The organism is Paenibacillus sp. LRG-1, from assembly GCF_057220305.1.
Genome location: NZ_CM170126.1, coordinates 5,530,842 through 5,551,950, shown reverse-complemented (window position 1 = coordinate 5,551,950; position 21,109 = coordinate 5,530,842). Strand labels below are relative to the sequence as shown.

Sequence of the window (21,109 nt, the reverse complement as noted above, 5' to 3'; positions counted from 1 at the left end):
ATATATACACTATAACGAATTTATTTGCCGAAAATGTTAACTCTTTTTCATAACTTGTCACTTTTTTTGCTGAAGAGAGCATAAGGATTTTCATTTTATTGAGTTATGCGGTGTGAAAGGGTATATTTAAGGGAACAGGTTTTACACAGATTATACGGAAGAAAGGTTGATTAGCGTGGAGAAGCCGATCACTCCCCCCAATTTTATTAAAAATGTTATTGAAGAGGATCTACGTACGGGTAAGGTAAAGGAGGTTGTTACACGATTTCCGCCTGAACCAAACGGATATTTGCATATTGGACATGCCAAAGCTATCTGGATCAACTTCTCGTTAGGAGATGAATTCGGAGGACGCACAAATCTGCGTTTTGACGACACCAATCCGGCGAAGGAAGACACGGAATACGTGAACTCCATTCAAGAGGACGTGAAGTGGCTCGGTTATGAATGGGAGGAAAAACATTTTGCCTCCAATTATTTTGAAGAAATGTACAAGCGTGCCATCCTGCTGATCCAAAAGGGTAAAGCCTACGTGGATGACCAAAGCGCGGACCAAATCCGCGAAACTCGTGGCACACTGACCGAACCGGGGCAAAATAGCCCTTATCGGGATCGAAGTGTTGAAGACAATCTGAAGCTGTTTGAAGAGATGCGTGCAGGCAAATACCAAAATGGTGAAAAGGTGCTGCGTGCCAAAATTGATATGGCTTCAGGAAACATTAATTTACGTGATCCGGTTATTTACCGCATTTCACACACAGCACATCACAATACAGGCGACACATGGTGCATCTATCCAATGTACTCCTATGCTCATCCGCTGGAAGATGCGATTGAGGGAGTAACGCACTCGCTCTGTTCGCTGGAGTTCGAAGATCAGCGCCCGCTGTACGATTGGGTTGTAGCTGAATGCGAGATGGAAAAGGTACCGCATCAATACGAATTTGGACGGCTGAACCTGGCTCAAACCGTAACCAGCAAACGTAAGCTCAAGCTTCTGGTGGATGAAAAGCATGTAGATGGTTGGGATGATCCGCGTATGCCGACGATATCCGGTTTACGTCGTCGCGGCTATACGCCTGAGGCCATCCGCAGCTTCGTATATGAGACAGGCATTTCCAAAGCCTACGGAGTCATTGATTTGCAGGTGCTGGAGCATTTTGTACGTGAGGATTTGAAGCTTAAGGCACCCCGCACCATGGCAGTCATAGATCCGTTGAAGGTGGTTATCACAAACTATCCTGAAGGACAAGTTGAAATGCTGGAGGCGGAAAACAATACTGAAAACCCTGAACTTGGTACACGCCAAATTCCATTTTCCCGTGAAATTTATATCGAGCGTGAGGACTTCATGGAAAATCCGCCGAGCAAATACTTCCGTTTGTTCCCTGGTAATGAAGTGCGTCTCAAACATGCTTACTTCATTAAATGCAACGATGTGATTAAGGATGCGGACGGAAATGTAACGGAGATTCACTGTACCTATGATGTAGAAACCAAGAGCGGATCAGGCTTTACAGGACGTAAAGTGAAAGGCACGATCCACTGGGTGGAGGCTACTCAGGCTGTACCTGCCGAATTCCGTTTGTATGAGCCTTTGATTAACGCAGAGGTCACGGAAGAGATTGAAGAGGATGCATCGGAAAAAACATTCCTTGACCAATTGAATCCGAACTCTTTGGAAATTGCTCATGGCTATGTCGAGCCGAACATGAAAGAAGCTCAATCGCAGGACAAGTTCCAATTTTTCCGTCATGGTTATTTCAGTGTCGATCCGAAGCTTTCCAAACCGGGTGAGCCTGTATTTAACCGTGTTGTATCGTTGAAAAGCTCTTTCCAATTGCCTAAGCAATAGGTTGTTGGAAAGTGTGGGAGAGATGGTAGCTTCGTGCGACCAAGTTGAAAAGGAGTCTGCCGTCGGCAGACTCCTTTATTTTACGCATGCACGCTCTTTATACATGATCATTGACTTGACGATACTCTATTGCCTTTGCTAACAAGCCAGAAGGGAAGGGGATACCTCATTCCTCTAGTGTTGTTAAGGGGCTTCTTCTATTCGTTTGTGCCCGCTGGCAGTCCTGGCTGATAACCGTTCTTGTACAGCATATACCACATGATAGCGAAGCCCGCAGAGCCAAGTAGGGCAAAGAAGACCCCTGCATGGTACATCATTTCTCCGCCAAAGTTCTGGAATAGCCAACCTCCCGCAAAACCTGCTACGATACCGGATATACCACTCCAGGTCAAAGTATATACGGCCTGTCCGGATGATCGGTAAGCTGCAGGGGTGAACAGGACGGTCAATTGGGTGCCTACATAGAAGTATCCACCGAAGGTGACGCAATGAAGAGCCTGAATGAACACAATCTGAATCGGGTCTGTGGCCAGAGCCATCAGTTCCCAACGTAAGGCAAACAGCAAACTGACGAGTGCCAAACAGCCGACCATCACAGTCATTTTTTTCTTCAAGAAGCGATCAAACAGCAAAAAGACAATAATTTCGAATACCGATGACATAAAAACGGCAAAACCAAGCATCTGTTTGGACCCGCCCAGCTCGGTGATGTACAGGGACATAAAGGCGCTGTTGATCGAATTCGGGATGGATACAAGGATGCCCAATAAAATAAAGGATATAAAGTATCCGTTCATTAAAACGCTGCCAAAGCCACGCAAATGAATAGTTGCTGTCTCCACAGTGCTTTTCAGTGGTGGAATCGACAAGGTGCAGATCAATGCAGCCAGAAGAAGTACCGTAAAGATGGTGGATATGCTGGATATCCCCGTTTGGTCAATAACTATGCCGGCAACTGCTGCTGTCACAGCCCAACCGAAGGAACCCCATATACGGAATGAACCAAATTTCCGGTCTGTGCCCTCAATATAGCTGAGAATTAGGCTGTTGCTTTGCGCAAATAAAGGGCTTTGGAAAAAATAAAAACCAATCATCGACACATAAATCATGATATACGTATGGACATGAAATAAAGCTTGCAGCAATAACAAGGTACCTATAATCATAAATAGCAGAATACGTCGGAGGTTACGGCTCCGGTCGCTTGTATAGCCCCAAAAAGGGTTCGCGAATACGGATACAAAAGGTCCGATGGCCATCAGACTCCCGATCTCCAGCTTGTCCATGCCGATATCTTGCAGGTACAGCGGGAAGAAGCTGGAGAAAATGACCATAGCTCCATATAGAAAAAAATTATACAGTTTTAAGGAATATAGAGGAGTCTCTTGAATTTCTCTCTTTTGCAAGACAAGCCATTCCTTTCTTAGCCCGATAGAGAACTACGCATCGATGCCGATCTGTGGGAAGGTTCTTATTCCAATGTATCATGTGTTGAAAGGGTTAACAAACCAATAAATTAACAATTATGTAATAAATATTTGAAGATACTAATTTGATATTGGTTTAAGCAAACTTAATGATTATTTCGCTATTTTACTAGTTATTGTTTTTGTTGCTCCAAGGGGCGACATGTAGACGAACTACAGGGTTTAAGACTATATATGGTTAGTTCAAGTAAATGTTTGGTTAGTTACAAAATCTTTATTTATAAATAGGTTCTTAAGACCTAAAGTTTATACATAGAATAGCCGATACTTAATCCATAATCAGGAGAATTTAGGATTATTTTTTCTGAATAAAAATACATTGTCGCAGATATTACATAAAATCAGAATACTATGCTTCATAAGAAATGATATAGGTTTAATCGACTGGCCTGTATAGTTGGTTTTATGAAATATCGGGTGGAAAGGGATGGAAAATGGCATTACAGCATCATAGAGACAATTCCTTGTACCGCCGATTTCCTCGGCTTCTTTTGCTTCAGGCAGGAGAAGGAGGTGAGTTGGTGACTTCTGAAACCAACGAGCCCAATGTAATACTGACTCGTGAGGGACAATCATATTATTTGCATGATCCTGAGCAGCCTGGGCGGGAAGCAGAATTATTTGTTTTGGGTTTTAACAAGGTTAAACCTCAAGCGCACGTGATCTTTTTTGGTGTAGGACTTGGGTATCATATTCGTGAATTTCTACGCAAGTACCCGAATACCAGCTTCTCCATTGTCGAGCCCGACACTGGTTTGATGAATATTTTTTTGCAGCATCTGAATGAAAACGATTGGCTGGCTGATGAGATGATCGAAGAGGTTATGGTAGGAGGAATGACAGGAGAGACAATCGGTACACTGCATAGGTTGATCGACCGTGTATCTGGAGTGCTAGTTGTTCCATGGCTCCCGTATCGCTCCTTATTTGCTGCGGAACTGAAGAAGTTTAATGAAATATTGTATAAAATGGTCTCTAACAAGAAGGACAAAATGGCTATCAATAACGTGTACGAAAAAAAATGGGCATTAAACAGTATTCATAATTTACCTTATATTTTACATAGTTCGGATTTTCTGCAGGCGGGCTCAGAGCATATTAGGGGTAAGCCAGCCTTAGTAATATCCGCTGGCCCTTCGCTTAACGACGAAATTGAGCACCTGCGACATATTCGTGAGAATAATCTTGCTTATCTGTTTACAGTAGGATCGGCAGTGAACACGCTGGTGGAGCATGGCATTTATCCGCACGGCACGTTCAGTTATGACCCGAACGAACACAACGTAAATGTAATTCAAAAGGTGATCGACAAACGAATTGATTCAATTCCACTTATTTTCGGCAGTACGGTCGGTAAACACACACTCGATCATTATCCAGGTCGTCTTATGCATATCATCATTTCTCAGGATGAACTCTCCAAACACGTATTGCGTACACCGGAGGGAAATAAACCAACGATTATTAACGATGCTCCTTCAGTAGCGGTCATTGCACTCCAATGTCTGATCCATATGAAAGCAGACCCTGTTGTGTTGGTAGGGCAAAATTTAGCTTATCGGGATGAACAATATTATGCTGAGGGGATTACTCATGCCCAAGGTGTTCCAGCTAGTGCCGATTTGCCGCGTGTACAGGGCGTTCATGGCGAACAGGTAGTTACACGACATTCTTTTATCAAAATGAAAACAGAGATGGAGTTTTACATTAGTACAGTGAAGGGAACTGAATTTATAAACACAACGCGTGAAGGCGCTGTTATTAAAGGAACATCTTTTCAGAACTTGAAAGAGGTAATCCAGACGCGGTTAAAAGGTGCTATTGACGATTCATGGCTGCAAACCAGCAGCAATTCGGAATACGATCTCTCGTTTCTGAGGTCACGGATTGAAGAGCTTCAGCGGGATGAAGAGGTTTTTCAAGCCATTATGGAACAGATTCATCATGCTTTGCTCGGCATCAAACATAAGCTCAGTCTGAAGCAGGCCAATATGCTGAACGTGTCCTTTGGACAGTTTGATGACTTATTTGCCTCATTATTAGGTAATTGTTTTTTCAAAATATATGTTCTGCCTCGCCATCGTATGCGGTATGAGTTTTTGTACAGTAAAATGGGCGCCATTCAGAGCAGTAGGAATCCTCTGATCAGAGGGGAGCAAATTCTGCTGTACTTCGGTGATTTCATATGGAAATGCCAGCAGGAATATATGGAAATCAAGAATGAGATCCATGAATTTCACCGTTCCATTCACATCTAGATAAAAAGGAGCACGTATATGAGCAAGAAGAATAGAAATAAGAATCATGTAAATCGAATGATTAAGGCAAGTGTACTGACAACACAGGTACTCAACCTGGCGAACCCATATATTTCAGCGGCGTTTGCATCGGAGAGCGTAAGCAATACGACGGAGAATGTGTCGGTGTCGGACGGGTTCATACAAGACGCTTCCTCATCCCCCGTGGCTTTATCAGTCTATATGCAGGCGCAAATGGACGAGCCTCCATACTATACATGGCTTTCACCTCAGGAAAGCGGTGTTTCTTTTTATGAAAATCTGTATATGGCATTCAGTGAGGAGGTGCAACTGGGAGCAGGCCACCTGGTGGTGCATCAGGAAGATGGAAGTGAAGTGGGAAGAATAAACATAAGCGGAGGAACGGTCACAGGGGGAGATATCCATTTTAGTGGTCATAATGTGGTGATGAAACTGGATCACCCGCTGACGGATAGTACGGGGTACTATGTAGAGGTCAGCTCGGGAATGTTTGTAGATAGCGCGGGCCAGGGAACAAACGCCATTTGGGATAAGAACACGTGGAGCTTCCGGACAGCAGACACCACAGCACCGAAGCTGGTAAGGGAAATATTGCCGGAAGGTACAGAGCTAAGCGGAGCGGGTCCAGATGCGAACTTTATGCTGGAGTTCAATGAGCCGATGAAGTGGAACCGTGGTTACGTAAGACTCCATGAAGCTTCGGGTGGGGCCGTGGTGCGAGAGCTGCGGGTATCCGGAGCCGGGAATGCGAATTATACGATCAACGACGAAGAGAATGTAGTGTACTTTAGGCTATCGGGTGGACTGGAGGAAGGGAAGTCGTATTATCTGGAAATTACCTCGGGAGCACTGACGGATATGGCGATGAACCCGTATGCGGGGATGCATACGCCTGAGGATTGGACGTTCCGCGTACGAGATGAGCGCCCATATTCTATCTATACATACCCCCGTGAATATGCACATACGCTCACACCGAACCTGTATATGAGCTTCAGCGAAGAGGTGCAACTGGGAGCAGGCCATCTGGTGGTGCATCAGGAAGATGGAAGTGAAGTGGGAAGAATAAACATAAGCGGAGGAACAGTCACAGGGGGAGATATCCATTTTAGTGGTCATAATGTGGTGATGAAACTGGATCACCCGCTGACGGATAGTACGGGGTACTATGTAGAGGTCAGCTCGGGAATGTTTGTAGATAGCGCGGGCCAGGGAACAAATGCCATTTGGGATAAGAACACGTGGAGCTTCCGGACAGCAGACACCACTGCACCGAAGCTGGTAAGGGAAATATTGCCGGAAGGTACAGAGCTAAGCGGAGCGGGTCCAGATGCGAACTTTATGCTGGAGTTCAATGAGCCGATGAAGTGGAACCGTGGTTATGTAAGACTCCATGAAGCTTCGGGTGGAGCCGTGGTGCGAGAGCTGCGGGTATCCGGAGCCGGGAATGCGAATTATACGATCAACGACGAAGAGAATGTAGTGTACTTTAGGCTATCGGGTGGACTGGAGGAAGGGAAGTCGTATTATCTGGAAATTACCTCGGGAGCACTGACGGATATGGCGATGAACCCGTATGCGGGGATGCATACGCCTGAGGATTGGACGTTCCGCGTACGAGATGAGCGCCCATATTCTATCTATACATACCCCCGTGAATATGCACATACGCTCACACCGAACCTGTACATGAACTTCAGCGAAGAGGTGCAACTGGGAGCAGGCCACCTGGTGGTGCATCAGGAAGATGGAAGTGAAGTGGGAAGAATAAACATAAGCGGAGGAACGGTCACAGGGGGAGATATCCATTTTAGTGGTCATAATGTGGTGATGAAACTGGATCACCCGCTGACGGATAGTACGGGGTACTATGTAGAGGTCAGCTCGGGAATGTTTGTAGATAGCGCGGGCCAGGGAACAAACGCCATTTGGGATAAGAACACGTGGAGCTTCCGGACAGCAGACACCACAGCACCGAAGCTGGTAAGGGAAATATTGCCGGAAGGTACAGAGCTAAGCGGAGCGGGTCCAGATGCGAACTTTATGCTGGAGTTCAATGAGCCGATGAAGTGGAACCACGGTTACGTAAGACTCCATGAAGCTTCGGGTGGGGCCGTGGTGCGAGAGCTGCGGGTATCCGGAGCCGGGAATGCGAATTATACGATCAACGACGAAGAGAATGTAGTGTACTTTAGGCTATCGGGTGGACTGGAGGAAGGGAAGTCGTATTATCTGGAAATTACCTCGGGAGCACTGACGGATATGGCGATGAACCCGTATGCGGGGATGCATACGCCTGAGGATTGGACGTTCCGCGTACGAGATGAGCGCCCATATTCTATCTATACATACCCCCGTGAATATGCACATACGCTCACACCGAACCTGTATATGAGCTTCAGCGAAGAGGTGCAACTGGGAGCAGGCCATCTGGTGGTGCATCAGGAAGATGGAAGTGAAGTGGGAAGAATAAACATAAGCGGAGGAACGGTCACAGGGGGAGATATCCATTTTAGTGGTCATAATGTGGTGATGAAACTGGATCACCCGCTGACGGATAGTACGGGGTACTATGTAGAGGTCAGCTCGGGAATGTTTGTAGATAGTGCAGGCCAGGGAACAAACGCCATTTGGGATAAGAACACGTGGAGCTTTCGGACAGCAGACACCACCGCGCCGAAGCTGGTAAGGAAGGTATCACCGGAAGGTTCAGAGCTTAGTGGTGCAGGCCAGTATGCAGGCTTTATGCTGGAGTTTAATGAGCCGATGAAGTGGAACCACGGTTACGTAAGACTCCGTGAAGTCTCGGGTGGGGCTGTAGTGCGAGAGCTGCGGGTATCCGGAGCTGGGAATTCGAATTTTACGTTAAAAGGCCAGGAAAATATAGCGTACATTGGGTTATCGGGTGGACTGGAGGAAGGGAAGTCGTATTATCTGGAAATTACCTCGGGAGCACTGACGGATATGGCGATGAACCCGTATGCGGGGATGCATACGCCTGAGGATTGGACGTTCCGTACGCTAGATGAACACTCACATCGTTCTAAGGATAAAAAAACGTCTGATCAGGATACTTCGTCAGCGGCTTCCCAAACAGAGACTAAGACGGGAGCCGTATTAACAGACGCTAAGACAGTAGCCGATAAGAGCCGCACTATTCAACTTATTGGTTTGAACGATGGAGACGTCAGCCAAGCCCTGAATGTTACAATCGGTGAGCAGAAAGAGTTGGTCGTGAACGCCTCGGGGTACAATAAAGCAGCAAAAGTGAGTATACCTTCTACCTTTTTAAAGGAATATGAGAAAGAAAATACAAAGGTGCCGATTAGCATTCACACAGCAGTAGCCCAGTTTACTCTTTCTGCTGAATTGGTTGGCAAATTGGTCTCATTATATCCTGAAGACAACCTGATCGTCGAAATTTCAGCGCTGTCAGGCGAAAACGGTGCACAAGTGCGACAAGCTATTGCAGACACGGGTTTAGCGAATGTTGTCGTAAACCCGGTTGATTTCAAGCTTATGGCTGGAGATCAAGAGATCACTGAATTTTTCGGGCATTACGTGGAACGGAAATTGATTCTCGATCATGAAGTTGATCCTAAGCATATAGCGGCCGTTTGGTTCGATCCTAAGACAGGTGTGTTGTCGTCTGTTCCCGTGTTGATACAGAATGTGGATGGGCAATTAGAGGCAATTATTAAGTCAAACCATAACAGCATTTATGCTGTAGTCTCAGCAGACAAAAAGTTTAAGGATCTAGAAAATCATTGGGCGCAGAAAGATGTAGAGATGCTGGCAAACAAGTTGATTGTCCAAGGTGTTCAGTCTGATATTTTTGAACCAAATCGGGCTGTAACAAGAGCTGAATTTGTGTCAATGCTTGTTCGCGGACTTGGTATGCAGGAAAAGCCGTTAACGGAACATTTTACAGATGTGAAAGAAAATGCCTGGTATGCTGGTAGTGTTGGAGCTGCGGTGGAAGCTGGTTTGATTCGTGGTTATGGGGATCAGTCATTTGGACCAGAAAGGTTAATTACGCGTGAGGAAATCGTGGTTATTACAGAAAAGGCTGTACATTATGCTCAAACACTGAATGCTGGTCCTGCTAATGAGAAATATAAAGAGATTTACAGTGACGCATCTACTGTTTCTCCTTGGGCTCAAGATGCTATGGCGCAGGCTACAGAGCAAGGCTTAATTAAGGGTGTCTCTCCCGACTTGCTTGCGCCCAAACAGCAGGCGGCCCGGGCGGAGGCTACTTCCATAATAAAACGATTTTTGCAACTTATTAAGTTCACGAATTAAAAGTAATGAACTAGACGAATAGGCACCCTCTTTTTTTGGCGATCCAGGTGGATCGCCATTTTTTATACTTTATATAGATGATATTATTAGATTTATCCGTGTTTAATGATAGAATTTGTCTAGCAAAAAGGAGGTGCGATGGTGATGGTGGAGGTGACTGGAATTATCGTGGCAGGCGGACGCTCCAGCAGAATGGGACAGGACAAGGCGCTGCTTCAGCTGGGAGGGATTACGGTACTGGAGAGAATAGCTGCTGTGCTAGGGCAGGTAGCAAAACGGGTTATTGTAGTGACCCGGGATGCACAACAGTATAGAGAGTTTGATCTGGAAACGACAAAAGACCTGTATCCCAGCTTAGGGCCTTTGAGCGGCATTCATGCGGGGCTTTCTGCTTCCAGAACGGAGTGGGGCATTGTCGTTGCCTGCGATATGCCCTTCGTGCAGCCAGAGATATTGTGTGCTTTGCTTACTCACGCAACGAACTGGACAGCGGCGCAAGAGACAAGCAGTGAACAAGGAAAGCAACAAGTACAAGGAGATCATATAACCTTGACAGGAAATGGCTCATTGCCCCAGCCAGCACAACCTGCGTTACAGGCAGTGATCGCCTCGGTGGATGGACGTATACATCCGCTACTAGGCATATACCATCAAAGTGTGTTGCCGTCTGCCGAGCAATGTCTGCGTAGTGACCGTCTTCGTCTGATCGACTGGCTAGATTCATTGAACGTTCGTTATGAGACAGCGGGCGATTGGCCAGGTGCGAGCTTAGAGATGTGGCGGCAAGCTGTGTTTAATATGAACTACCCGCAAGATTATCAGACTACAGTGGAGCAATTGGAGCATATACAAAAACGTACCAAACGTGCACAGAACCTGGAAAAACCAGAACGATAACCACGTCAAGAACGGAAGGAAATAACAGGACATGAGAGAGAAGAAGTGTAATGATTTTGAGGGGAGTACATAACATGTTGGAAGCTATTATCCATGCCGTTTTATTGGCGCTGGGTTTGATTTTGCCTTTAGGGGTACAAAATGTATTTGTGTTTAATCAAGGGGCGTCCCAGTCGCGGTTTCGCAATGCACTGCCTGCTGTCATTACAGCGGGTATCTGTGATACAATCCTGATCACGCTTGCGGTTGGGGGCGTGTCTCTTATTTTGCAGCAATTTCTATGGCTCACGAACGTACTCTATGCAGCGGGCTGTTTGTTTCTGCTATATATGGCCTGGACTCTATGGAGGTCGAAGGCAGCTTCCTCAGGAGAAAGTCAGGCGATGCGCCCGAAACGACAGATGATTTTTGCTGCTTCGGTTTCGCTATTGAATCCACATGCCATACTCGACACTGTTGGGGTAATTGGAACCAGCTCCCTTCAATATGACGGCGGGGAACGCTGGGCCTTTGGTCTGGCTGCCGTGTCCGTATCTTGGATATGGTTTATCGGTCTGGCAACGGCGGGGCGTCTCGTGGGACGTATGGATTCAGAAGGGAAGTTTGGGACTGTGCTCAACAAAATATCGGCACTGATTATTTTAGGCCTGGCGATGTATATGGCGATAAATTTTATTACCAGTATGTGATCCAAGCCTGGTTAGAGGAAAAACTTCAAAACAGCGAATACCCCGCTCAAAGCAAAGGGAACACCGATCAAAAACAGCATAAAGGCCAGACAGCCAGCACCATTTATACCGCCTGCAATTCGGGCGTCCCGAGGGTTGGATGGATTGTATAATACCTTAATTTTGCTGCCAACCCGGTTGAGGCTTAGGTTGGCGCTATAAGGATTCCAGAATTCTACGGCTTCACCTGAAGCTGTATAGAAGCGTACCTTTAATCGGCGGGTGTAGCTAGTATCTACCGGATCATCTCGGTCAAAGGGAACGACATCAATATCTACTTCGATATGCGCATCAACGATTTGCCCCTTGGTACGGACCCAGTGGCGTTTACGATAACGATGACGACGGATCGTTCTGGATCCCAAATAGATGAGTAGCAGTCCAATCAAGCTGAACAATGGCATCAGCAGATCGGAGCTAAAATGAAACCAATACACATTGAAATCAATTGAGATGATAATCTACTCCTTTAAACAAAGCGATAATCAATATATCGGACTTTTTTTAGAAACAGTTTAATTCTTCCATAGAGATAACGGCAGAGCTGTATGGAATATAAAAAGATCCTACTTCACCGGGAAGTGGATCTTTTTAATAGCTGCGAGGATTACTTTTTGCTCGATAGGGACATATCAAAATCAACATCCTTGATAAATTCGATAACCTCACCATTAGGGCTGTGGACTAATGCATTTGTTACAATCAGAGGAGGTTCCCCAAGTGTAAGTTGATTGGGTTCCACAAAGGTTCTTGCTCCGTGGGCAAGGGCTTTTTGATATATTTCATCTACATTGTCTACGTAAAATGCCAAGTGTAATAAAGCCCCGTGAGCAATCTCTTGCTCGGATGAAGCTTTTTTTCCTTGGGCAGGAATGACAGCATCATTATCAAAAATTTCGAGACAGGTTCTCTGATCGGGTGAGATCAGCATGGAAGCCTCTTGAATTCGAAAAGACGGAAGACTCCAGTGATGTCCTCTTTTAAATCCCAATACCTTGGTATAAAATGCAATGGTCGCTTGATAGTCACGGGCTTGTATGGCAACATGCGCTAGTCCCTTTACGCTCATTTCAGATCCTCCTTTTGATTCAGGATTTTGCAAAATTCGATTCCAGTCCTCCGAAGTGCAATATATAGACGAACTAAACCATTTCGATCTATATATTGTTCATTGGAAGTCGCTTATGAGATTTTTGCAAAATCCTCATGTAAGTGAACCTTATTATATGAATAATTATGTGGTGCTTATATAATTAAAGTAAGGTTTTTATACTATATTAATTATTGAAAAAAAGTTAATTTGGGTGAAAAATATTATTTTTTAAATTCAGGTTAGGAGGGACTCGATATGCAGCATCACATTGACGATATAGATCACAAAATCATGAAATTGCTTCAGCATGACGCTCGGATAACTATTTCCCAAATCAGTAAAGAAATCTCGATGTCACAGCCGTCTGTTAAAGAAAGGATAACCAAGCTTGAAGAACGAGGGATTATTTCCGGATATAGTACCGTATTTAATTTACGGGAAATGAATCGAGGGACGACTACATTTATTCTAATAAAGACAGAACATTGCCAAGAGCTGGTTGAATTTTGTAGAGAGGCGAAGGAAGTCACCGATTTATTTCGCATTAGTGGGGAATTTAATTATCTCATTAAGGTACAAACCGCGTCGGTAGAGGAAATTGCAGAGCTTCAGGATTCACTAGTCAAGCTGGGTCCTTCGAAGTCGCATATTTGTATGAAAAATATACTGGAGAACAGGGTTTTGCTGTAAGCCAATCGGAGAACCGAACATTTGGAATATAGAGCATTCGGAATAACTGTATTTGTGAAATGAAGACAAGCGAATGCTTGGATGAAATAAAAAAAGTGACGCTGAATTACAACAGCGTCACCGTAATGCCTTGCTCCAGACGTTTCACGTCCTGGAGCTCGATCTTCCCGGCCATGGCGTGCAGAGCTGCCGCTGTGCCGCAGGCCGCTCCCTGCCGTAGCATGGCAGGGAGATCCAGCCCCGTCGCCGCGCCGGTGACCAGCCCGGCGACCATGGCGTCACCGCTGCCGAGCGCGCTGACAATGTCCGCCTCTGGCAGGCTCACGCGGTAGCGCGCATCGCTCGTTACCGCCAGCGCCCCGCGCGCGCCGAGCGAGATGACGGCCAGCTGCGCTCCGGCTTCCAGCAGCTTTGCTGCCGCCGCTTCAGCGGCATCCGGGCGCGTTGCGTCGATTCCCGCGAAGTGGGCGGCCTCGTCCTCGTTAGGCTTCACGAGGTCGGGCTTTCCGCGCAGCCCCAAGCGCAGCGCCTCCCCGCTCGCGTCCAGCGCCACCCGCGCGCCGCGTGCCTTCGCCAGCGTGCACAGCTCGGCGTACAGATCGGGCGGGCAGCCGGGTGGCAGGCTGCCGGAGAATACGACCCAAGCCGAATCCTCGGCAAGGGTCTCGATTTTGCGCCGCAGTGCGGCTAATTCAAGCGGCCCAATGGTCGGTCCGCTCTCGATCAGCTCGGTCTGCGTGCGCGCGGACGGGTCGAGCACGGTAATGGCGAGACGGGTTTCCCCATGTGCCGTTTCAATGAAATCGGCGCTTACGCCTTCTGCGCTCAACCCGTCAATGAGCAGCCGTCCGGTGTGTCCGGCAGCAAACCCGGTCGCTCGTACAGGCTCGCCTAGCGTGCGAATGACGCGAGCGGCATTCACGCCCTTGCCGCCCGGCACCGTGAGGCCGCCTTCAATGCGGTGGACGGCATTCAAACCGAAGCCTGCAACCGTGTAGATTTTATCCACAGCCGCGTTAAGCGTTACGGTGGTAATCACAAGGCATCACTCCTTTAAGATCAGCAATTTGCAACATTTGATGCCATTCGCTCATGCTAAGATATCAGCTTTAATCCCAATGCTGCGGCAAGAATCATGGCGATGAATAAAACACGCAGTACGCTTTTTTGTTCACCGTACAAGAACATGCCTGTAATCGTGCTGCCAACCGTTCCGATGCCTGTCCATACCGCATAGGAAGTTCCCATAGGCAAACTTTTCATGGCATAGCTGAGTAGAGAGAAGCTAAGAACAAAGGATAAGACCATAAGCACTAAGGACTTCCAGCCTTTGCCCACCGTAACGCCCTTCATACCGATGACTCCTAACACTTCCGAGCATCCCGCGATAACCAATGCAATCCAAGCCATTATGCACCACTCCCTTCCTGAACATCACGGTCGGTAACTAACTTCAAGCCGACCACACCTGCCAGCAAAAGGGCAATTAACAGCGTTTTGGACCATTGAAACGGTTCCCCAAATAGCAGCATTTCGCCTACGACCGTTCCCCCTGTCCCCAGTCCGGTGAATACAGCATATACCGTGCCTACAGGCAAACGCTTCGCAGCCTTCATGATCAAATAAAAGCTGGCTACCACAGCCAGCACGGTTACAGCCCAGGCGAGTGCAGAATCCGCATGCTTCAAACCCGATACCCATACGACCTCAATCAGGCCGCCAACAAAAACGTAAATCCAACTGCGATTCATGATGAATGTTCTCCTCAAAAATAGATTTTATAAGTTCGACGGCTTCACGCTTCATGAGGTGAGGTTAACGTAATCCCACGCCAAAAAATAGGCCATGCAGCGTTCAGTCTTCGGTGGTAGTTGATGCTTCCACTGTACAGTAGCTCCACCATAATTCCGTCCACCAGTGTCATGAAGGCTAAAGCCACATCCACTGGCTCCATATGCCCAAAGGGTTCCCGATCCCGTGTATTCCGGAGGCGGCGAGTTAATTTTCGCTCCATTTTGTCCAGAAAAGGATTAACAATATCCAGCACCTCGTGATACAACGATACAGGCGGAAAGAAGGAAAAGCGAAGCATAAACTTGGCTGAGTCGTTGCTCTCATATTCCTGTCCCATCCAAAACAAGAAGTCATGCAGGGTATGCTTAAGCGGCTGATCTTTACGTTCCGTAAAGTATTCGAAAATACGTAAATTCTGCTCTTGAAAAGCGTACCTCGCCACCTGTAGAAACAGATCCTCCTTGCCTTGGAAATGCGCGTATATAGACGGTTTTCGGATACCGACCTCAGCGGCAATACTACTCAAGGAGGCTCCCTCATACCCATTGGTGGCAAACTGAAAAAGAGCGGCCTTTCGAATCTCTTCCATCCCCATTATTTTCACCTACCTAACGTTCGTTAGTTTATTTTTACACGAAAAAAAGTAAGTGTCAACCCAGCATCATTGCGTTTTGTATAAAGCTTTTCTTTGGATTTTTTTTATCAACATTTTAATAAAAAAGTGGGAAGAAATAAGGGGCTCATGTACAATATAATGAAGAATACCTGTCAAATGCAGTCCACTGGAAGTGAGGTTAGTTATGAGGCGAAGCTTACTGGCCGTATTGATCGCGGCTATGGTGTTTATTATTTATTATTTTGGCTTGTTTAATTACATCGGCAAAAATGAAGGAACTGTCATCAGTATTTTTTCCACCCTGACAGTGATCTCCATCAGTCTGATTATTTTTACGGAGAATCGTAATCCCTCCACCACGATGTCCTGGATTTTGCTGCTGGCATTGCTGCCAGTCGTTGGACTTCCTCTTTATTTTTTGTTTGGGCAAAATGTATTCAAGCGTCGCAAGTATGACAAAAAGGCATTGCGTGACCAACAGGCTTACGACCGCATTGAAAAGGATGCTTTGCGAGTCAAACGGGATCTGACCTGCTTTACAGATGAGCAGCAGCAGTTGATGCGTTTGGCCCGCAGACTGGCCCGCTCCCCGATTTATTTTGCGACAGAAACTCAAATTCTGAACAATGGAGATGAAACCTTCTCCACTTTGCTGGAAGAACTGCGCAAGGCGCAGCATCATATCCATATGGAATATTACATTTTCCGGTCGGATGATATCGGTACCAGCATTCAGAAGATTTTGATCGAAAAGGCCAAAGCGGGTGTTAAGGTTCGGTTTATGTACGATGCGGTGGGCAGTATTCAGTTGTCGAAGTCATTTTTGAAGGAAATGAGAGATGCAGGAGTAGAGGTTGTTGCGTACGGCGGCGCTCGGATCTTGTTCTTCTCCAGTCGGGTAAACTATCGTAATCACCGTAAAATTGTAGTCATCGACGGTAATATCGGATTAATTGGTGGACTAAATGTAGGGGATGAGTATCTCAGCCGCAACAAAGCCTACGGCTTTTGGCGTGATACGCATATGATTGTGAAGGGCGAAGCTGTGCGGACGTTGCAGCTTATATTTTTACAGGATTGGCTTCACATGACGGGCGAGTCGGTGCTCGATAGCGAATATCTGTCTCCCAATATTGAACCCATTACGGATGGAGGCGTGCAGATTATTGCCAGCGGCCCGGATAATGAGCGGAGAGTACTTAAAAATCTCTTTTTCTCCATGATCACATCTGCCCGAAAATCAGTCTGGATTGCCACTCCTTATTTTATCCCGGATGAAGATATCCTGACTGCCTTACGGATGGCTGCCCTGTCCGGGTTGGACGTGCGTATTCTGTTTCCCGCAAAACCGGATAAATGGCTACCGTTCCTCGCGTCCCATTCGTACTTCCAGTCGTTGCTGGAGGTTGGAGTCAAGGTATATGAATATGAAAAAGGGTTCCTCCACTCCAAGCTCCTCATCATTGACGGGGAAGTTGCGACCATCGGGACAGCCAATATGGATATGCGTAGCTTTCATTTGAATTTTGAAGTTAACGCTCTGTTAATTCAAACGCACAGTGTGCAGCAGATGGTAACAGACTACGAACGAGATTTGCACTCTGCCAGTCTGATCGTACGCGAAGAATTCATGAAAAAACGTCTGTTCAAACGTTTGATGGAATCACTCGCGCGGCTGCTTTCACCGCTGCTGTAACATAAACGAATTCGCTACAGCAGTATCCCGTAGTTAAAATGTAGTAAAGCCTAAAATATCCTGTAGACGGTATATAATATCTTTCCAAAATGTTGAATGATCCTCGTAAGCTGCTAGATCCAAACTGTATTCAGCCCCCTGATTATTCCATAGCTTATCAAAATAGGCCGCAACCTGTCGGGTCAGCTTGCTGTCCGCCGGAGCGGCCACCCACAATTCATTTTCCAGATTCAAATCATCCAGATTACGGGGGGTCAGATTGGTAGAGCCACCCCAAATGATATGCTCTCCTTGTGCCTTGGCGATATAAATCAGTTTGGTATGGAACTGCTCATGGGTGGTATGATACCAGCGAATTTGAATGTTCCCGCCCGATTTATCGGACAACTCCTGGGCAACCGGACGATTGGGGATGCCGATTTTTTCCTGACCAAACGCGTTTTCATTGGGGTCCAGCAGCAATTGGATGTTTACACCGCGCGCAGAGGCATCCAGCAGGCTGTTCAATACTTTCCGGTCAGCCAAATAAAACATGCCCATATGAATGCTGTCACCTTTTTTCGTCTGCGCAATGCCATCCAGAACCGAGGTGTACACCTTGCCCTCAGTTAGATATTTGATCCGATAGCTGTCCTTATTCGATGGAACTTTGGGTTCGGCCTGTGGTGTATAGGCAGGAAGCTGACCACCACCCGAGAAGTCCAACACCGCTTGCTCCGTTTGTAAAATGTCTCCGATGATAGGCCCCTTCACCTCCAGCGCTACATTGGAGTGATAGGCGCTCGCGTCGTGCACGTTGCCTGTAGAAATGAGCGCTGTCTGTTCGTTGGCAACCAATTTTCGGTGATTGGCCTTGACGTTTAACAGCTTAAGATAGGAGCGAGCCGTTACATCAGGTCCGTCACTGGCCATCAGGTTGGGAATCCAGCCTGTGCCCTGCTGCCCGAACCATTGGAAAAAGGTACGCCACACTGCCGAATATATGGGGGTGGAGTCCCGCAACGGGTCTACATCGGTCTGCACGACTTGAATCCCTGCTCGCTTCATATTCTCCAACAAAGGATTGGGGGCAGAATTGTAGTTGGTATTGACTTCATCTGTAATGAAAAAGATAGGCATATCCGGATGAGCTTTCTTTTTGGCAATAAGATGATCGGTCATTTGTGCGCTGACTTGGGGGAAGCGTTGACCTTTATGCTTATAGTCATTGAACAGAAACAGGTCGATGACAATAAATTGTTGGGCTTCATCAATGATCCCGAGCATACGATTCAAAATTTGTCCTTCATGCTGTGCAGTGCTTCCATCCCCGGTGGGATAGGTCAAATCCGTCCAGAAGTTTACCTCATGGGTTGAATATTCCTGACTTTCATAGGAGACGAACGGAGGCAATGGTTTATGGGTCTGATACAGCATGACGGCAATCAGCCAGAGGATAAGTACCAGAATGGCGATTTTAAGAGTACGGCCCTTTTTCCCGGTTTTTCTTTGATATTCCGGCACAGAATGCAGCGGATCACGTGTAGTCATATGACGATCAACTCCTCAATTGAATGCTGCATTCCATTTTATCGTGCCGGAACATGCAGTTTTATGATGGGATACTGTCAAGTTATTAACGCAAGTGTGCAGGATTGACGCGGATACTGAATGGAATGAAATGGAGTATGTTTTACTATTCATTGAGGACATATGTCCTTTATAGAGAGTCTGCCCTATACTTTAATATATAGAAAAGTCATTTACATGGGGAGAATAACGATTTATGAGAGGAATCTTGTTTGCTTTTCTGGGAGGAGCGTGTATTACGCTACAGGGGGTAGCGAATACACGGATTAGTCAGGATATCGGTACATGGCCGGCGGCCACTGTTACTCAGCTAATAGGCTTTATTTTGGCAGCATTAGTCTGGATGTTTACAAGGGATGGCAATGTAGCTGAAATGAAACAGGTAAAGCCGATGTATCTTTGGGGCGGTGCCTTTGCAGCTATTATTATATTTAGTGAAGTCACGGCAATCCAACATATTGGGGTTACGTTCACGATCTCGGCGTTGTTGATTGCGCAGTTGTGTTTAACCTTCCTGGTAGATATTAAGGGATGGTTCGGTATAGTGAAGCAAAAGATGAAGCTGCCACAATTTATAGGTATTGGTATGATGATCGCAGGTGTAATTATTCTGAAGCTCTAAAATAGAATTTTATTTGTAAAGAAAGCTTAGTATGTAGAAATTGAAGGTGAGCTTAGGAATGAGAGAAATTCAGGATCAAGAGCAGCTAAAATATTTTTTGCAGCTGCATGAGTTGGAATCCATACTCTACGAGCCACTACATCCTTATTTGTCGTTGCATCGTTTGGAGCAAGGGGAAAGGCTCTGTTCACAGGGGGACTCCATCGAACATCTATATATACTGGTGCAGGGCAAGGTCAAGATTTATACCAGTTCTACAGAAGGGAAAACCCTGATCCTTTGCTTCAAAACACCGATCGAGGTCATAGGAGATGTTGAATATATTCGGAGTAGTCACGTTATCAACACAGTAGAGGCAGTGTCTCCGATCTATGTGATCGGTATTCACCACCAATGGATGAACAAATACGGCAGAGACTATGCTCCTTTGCTGCAATTTCTATTGGATATTGTCACGCGAAAGTTTTGCCTGGACTCCGACTTTTCCAGTTTCAATCTCATGTATCCGGTGGAAGTCAGGCTGGCGAGCTACCTGCTATCGGTTTCTTTTGACGAATCGAATACGGCTTTTCATGAGGAATTACGTGCATCTAGTCTGGTAGATGTGGCGAATTTGATCGGAACCAGCTATAGACATCTCAACCGTGTCATTCGCAAAATGATTGAAGATGGATGGGTTGAACGGACCAAAGGCTACATTGTCATTCGGGACAGAAAAGGTTTGAGTGAACTGGCAGGACATAACATTTATGAATCATTGTAATAGGAGCATTTAGGATAAAGGCAGAAGAATATCAGGATCATCAAGGGAGAGTTAACATATGTTATTAGGAATTGTATTGGCGATTATCGCAGGTGCCTTGGTCAGTCTGCAAACGATATTCAATAATAAGGTGAATGAACGGACAGGATCGTGGGCCACGACAACATTGGTGCTGGGTACAGGGTTCTTGGCTTCCTTACTCGGGAGTCTTATTTTTGAAGGGAAAAATACATTTGCTTTACAGCATATGCAGCCGTGGTACTGGTTCAGTGGCATGATTGGTGTCGGTGTTGTGTTCTGTCTGGTACAAGGAATGAAGCGACTTGGCCCGACCTATGCAATCTCCATTGTATTGACGGCACAATTAGGTACCGCCCTGTTGTGGGATTCGTTAGGATGGCTGGGATTAGAAAAGATTCCGTTTACCTTTAACAAGTTGATCGGTGTATTGGTCATTATCGGTGGTATTCTCGTATTCAAATTTGGACATGGGCGTACGAAGGAGCAAGCAGAAAGCATTTCATCTGTACCTGATTCGATGAAGGGATAAAGGAGATTGTAATGACCTTTATCTTGCTGGGATAGGGATTGTCCTTTCGAATAGGCATTTTGCAGAAAAGCGGCAGCTCAATTAGGAGCGGCTTTTCTGTAGAGTTTCCGAAAGAAAAAATGTTCACGATCGTGTATATATTTTTCCATCCATGATACAATGAAA

The 21,109-nt window shown here is 46.2% G+C and carries 17 protein-coding genes and 1 pseudogene; 10 read left to right on the top strand and 8 right to left on the bottom strand.

Going from position 1 to position 21,109, the window contains the following annotated elements; all coding sequences use genetic code 11:
• The first annotated feature begins 175 nt into the window (after positions 1-175).
• Entirely contained in the window at positions 176-1,855 is a 1,680-nt protein-coding gene (locus ACUUJN_RS24560) for a glutamine--tRNA ligase/YqeY domain fusion protein (RefSeq protein ID WP_023990741.1), read from the top strand.
• 183 nt (positions 1,856-2,038) lie between these two features.
• On the opposite strand, the pseudogene ACUUJN_RS24555 reads toward ACUUJN_RS24560, so the two are convergent.
• A pseudogene (locus ACUUJN_RS24555) lies at positions 2,039-3,261 on the bottom strand (MFS transporter).
• A gap of 602 nt (positions 3,262-3,863) precedes the next feature.
• On the opposite strand from ACUUJN_RS24555, the gene ACUUJN_RS24550 reads away from it, so the two are divergent.
• From ACUUJN_RS24550 to ACUUJN_RS24535, 4 genes are all read left to right on the top strand, one after another.
• Complete coding sequence (locus tag ACUUJN_RS24550; RefSeq protein ID WP_279833623.1) at positions 3,864-5,600, top strand: motility associated factor glycosyltransferase family protein; 1,737 nt, start codon at positions 3,864-3,866, stop codon at positions 5,598-5,600.
• Positions 5,601-5,618: 18 nt separating this feature from the next.
• Positions 5,619-9,926 carry an Ig-like domain-containing protein gene (locus ACUUJN_RS24545; RefSeq protein ID WP_484669014.1) on the top strand — a complete coding sequence of 1,436 codons (4,308 nt, stop codon included), beginning with the start codon at positions 5,619-5,621 and terminating at the stop codon, positions 9,924-9,926.
• Between the two features lie 144 nt (positions 9,927-10,070).
• Positions 10,071-10,823 (top strand): molybdenum cofactor guanylyltransferase, encoded by a 753-nt coding sequence (mobA, locus tag ACUUJN_RS24540; RefSeq protein WP_177235836.1) that lies wholly within the window; start codon positions 10,071-10,073, stop codon positions 10,821-10,823.
• Positions 10,824-10,897: 74 nt separating this feature from the next.
• Positions 10,898-11,512, top strand: a complete 615-nt coding sequence (locus tag ACUUJN_RS24535; protein WP_023990738.1) for a LysE/ArgO family amino acid transporter — start codon at positions 10,898-10,900, stop codon at positions 11,510-11,512.
• An 11-nt stretch (positions 11,513-11,523) separates the two neighbouring features.
• Here the strand turns inward: ACUUJN_RS24535 and ACUUJN_RS24530 are convergent, their stop codons facing one another.
• Both ACUUJN_RS24530 and ACUUJN_RS24525 read right to left on the bottom strand, forming a co-directional pair.
• Positions 11,524-11,988 (bottom strand): DUF3592 domain-containing protein, encoded by a 465-nt coding sequence (locus tag ACUUJN_RS24530; RefSeq protein WP_484669013.1) that lies wholly within the window; start codon positions 11,986-11,988, stop codon positions 11,524-11,526.
• A gap of 170 nt (positions 11,989-12,158) precedes the next feature.
• A complete protein-coding gene (locus tag ACUUJN_RS24525) occupies positions 12,159-12,620 on the bottom strand; it encodes a VOC family protein (RefSeq protein WP_023990736.1) in 462 nt (153 codons plus the stop codon).
• A gap of 279 nt (positions 12,621-12,899) precedes the next feature.
• Here ACUUJN_RS24525 and ACUUJN_RS24520 point away from each other — a divergent pair, with 279 nt between their 5' ends.
• Positions 12,900-13,334: an Lrp/AsnC family transcriptional regulator gene (locus ACUUJN_RS24520; RefSeq protein ID WP_053326278.1), complete on the top strand. Its 435-nt coding sequence runs from the start codon at positions 12,900-12,902 to the stop codon at positions 13,332-13,334.
• Between the two features lie 106 nt (positions 13,335-13,440).
• Here ACUUJN_RS24520 and ACUUJN_RS24515 read toward each other — a convergent pair whose 3' ends face one another.
• The 4 genes from ACUUJN_RS24515 to ACUUJN_RS24500 are packed head-to-tail and all read right to left on the bottom strand — an operon-like array spanning position 13,441 to position 15,723.
• Complete coding sequence (locus ACUUJN_RS24515) at positions 13,441-14,373, bottom strand: hexose kinase (RefSeq protein WP_160788692.1); 933 nt, start codon at positions 14,371-14,373, stop codon at positions 13,441-13,443.
• Between the two features lie 56 nt (positions 14,374-14,429).
• On the bottom strand, positions 14,430-14,744 hold the full coding sequence (locus tag ACUUJN_RS24510) for a DMT family transporter (protein ID WP_013312355.1): 315 nt from the start codon (positions 14,742-14,744) through the stop codon (positions 14,430-14,432).
• Positions 14,744-15,085 carry a DMT family transporter gene (locus ACUUJN_RS24505; protein ID WP_023990733.1) on the bottom strand — a complete coding sequence of 114 codons (342 nt, stop codon included), beginning with the start codon at positions 15,083-15,085 and terminating at the stop codon, positions 14,744-14,746. The genes ACUUJN_RS24510 and ACUUJN_RS24505 overlap by 1 nt, the downstream gene beginning before the upstream one ends.
• Positions 15,086-15,129: 44 nt before the next feature.
• A complete protein-coding gene (locus tag ACUUJN_RS24500) occupies positions 15,130-15,723 on the bottom strand; it encodes a TetR/AcrR family transcriptional regulator (RefSeq protein WP_023990732.1) in 594 nt (197 codons plus the stop codon).
• 205 nt (positions 15,724-15,928) lie between these two features.
• Here ACUUJN_RS24500 and cls point away from each other — a divergent pair, with 205 nt between their 5' ends.
• On the top strand, positions 15,929-17,440 hold the full coding sequence (gene cls, locus ACUUJN_RS24495; protein WP_023990731.1) for a cardiolipin synthase: 1,512 nt from the start codon (positions 15,929-15,931) through the stop codon (positions 17,438-17,440).
• 33 nt (positions 17,441-17,473) lie between these two features.
• On the opposite strand, the gene ACUUJN_RS24490 is transcribed toward cls, so the two are convergent.
• Positions 17,474-18,970, bottom strand: a complete 1,497-nt coding sequence (locus tag ACUUJN_RS24490) for a phospholipase D family protein (protein WP_160788694.1) — start codon at positions 18,968-18,970, stop codon at positions 17,474-17,476.
• A gap of 235 nt (positions 18,971-19,205) precedes the next feature.
• On the opposite strand from ACUUJN_RS24490, the gene ACUUJN_RS24485 reads away from it, so the two are divergent.
• The 3 genes from ACUUJN_RS24485 to ACUUJN_RS24475 are packed head-to-tail and all read left to right on the top strand — an operon-like array spanning position 19,206 to position 20,944.
• Positions 19,206-19,631 carry a DMT family transporter gene (locus tag ACUUJN_RS24485; RefSeq protein WP_023990729.1) on the top strand — a complete coding sequence of 142 codons (426 nt, stop codon included), beginning with the start codon at positions 19,206-19,208 and terminating at the stop codon, positions 19,629-19,631.
• A gap of 58 nt (positions 19,632-19,689) precedes the next feature.
• Positions 19,690-20,394, top strand: coding sequence for a Crp/Fnr family transcriptional regulator (locus tag ACUUJN_RS24480; RefSeq protein WP_053326275.1), 705 nt, complete (start codon positions 19,690-19,692; stop codon positions 20,392-20,394).
• A 58-nt stretch (positions 20,395-20,452) separates the two neighbouring features.
• Complete coding sequence (locus ACUUJN_RS24475) at positions 20,453-20,944, top strand: DMT family transporter (protein ID WP_023990727.1); 492 nt, start codon at positions 20,453-20,455, stop codon at positions 20,942-20,944.
• Positions 20,945-21,109: the final 165 nt, after the last annotated feature.

Bases quoted from the DNA above. Each gene is read 5' to 3' on its own strand.
- ACUUJN_RS24485 (WP_023990729.1), top strand. From the start codon at position 19,206: ATGAGAGGAATCTTGTTTGCTTTTCTGGGAGGAGCGTGTATTACGCTA.
- ACUUJN_RS24545 (WP_484669014.1), top strand. From the start codon at position 5,619: ATGAGCAAGAAGAATAGAAATAAGAATCATGTAAATCGAATGATTAAG.
- cls (WP_023990731.1), top strand. From the start codon at position 15,929: ATGAGGCGAAGCTTACTGGCCGTATTGATCGCGGCTATGGTGTTTATT.
- ACUUJN_RS24490 (WP_160788694.1), bottom strand. From the start codon at position 18,970: ATGACTACACGTGATCCGCTGCATTCTGTGCCGGAATATCAAAGAAAA.
- ACUUJN_RS24500 (WP_023990732.1), bottom strand. From the start codon at position 15,723: ATGGGGATGGAAGAGATTCGAAAGGCCGCTCTTTTTCAGTTTGCCACC.
- ACUUJN_RS24525 (WP_023990736.1), bottom strand. From the start codon at position 12,620: ATGAGCGTAAAGGGACTAGCGCATGTTGCCATACAAGCCCGTGACTAT.
- ACUUJN_RS24520 (WP_053326278.1), top strand. From the start codon at position 12,900: ATGCAGCATCACATTGACGATATAGATCACAAAATCATGAAATTGCTT.
- ACUUJN_RS24535 (WP_023990738.1), top strand. From the start codon at position 10,898: ATGTTGGAAGCTATTATCCATGCCGTTTTATTGGCGCTGGGTTTGATT.
- ACUUJN_RS24475 (WP_023990727.1), top strand. From the start codon at position 20,453: ATGTTATTAGGAATTGTATTGGCGATTATCGCAGGTGCCTTGGTCAGT.
- mobA (WP_177235836.1), top strand. From the start codon at position 10,071: ATGGTGGAGGTGACTGGAATTATCGTGGCAGGCGGACGCTCCAGCAGA.
- ACUUJN_RS24480 (WP_053326275.1), top strand. From the start codon at position 19,690: ATGAGAGAAATTCAGGATCAAGAGCAGCTAAAATATTTTTTGCAGCTG.
- ACUUJN_RS24510 (WP_013312355.1), bottom strand. From the start codon at position 14,744: ATGGCTTGGATTGCATTGGTTATCGCGGGATGCTCGGAAGTGTTAGGA.
- ACUUJN_RS24505 (WP_023990733.1), bottom strand. From the start codon at position 15,085: ATGAATCGCAGTTGGATTTACGTTTTTGTTGGCGGCCTGATTGAGGTC.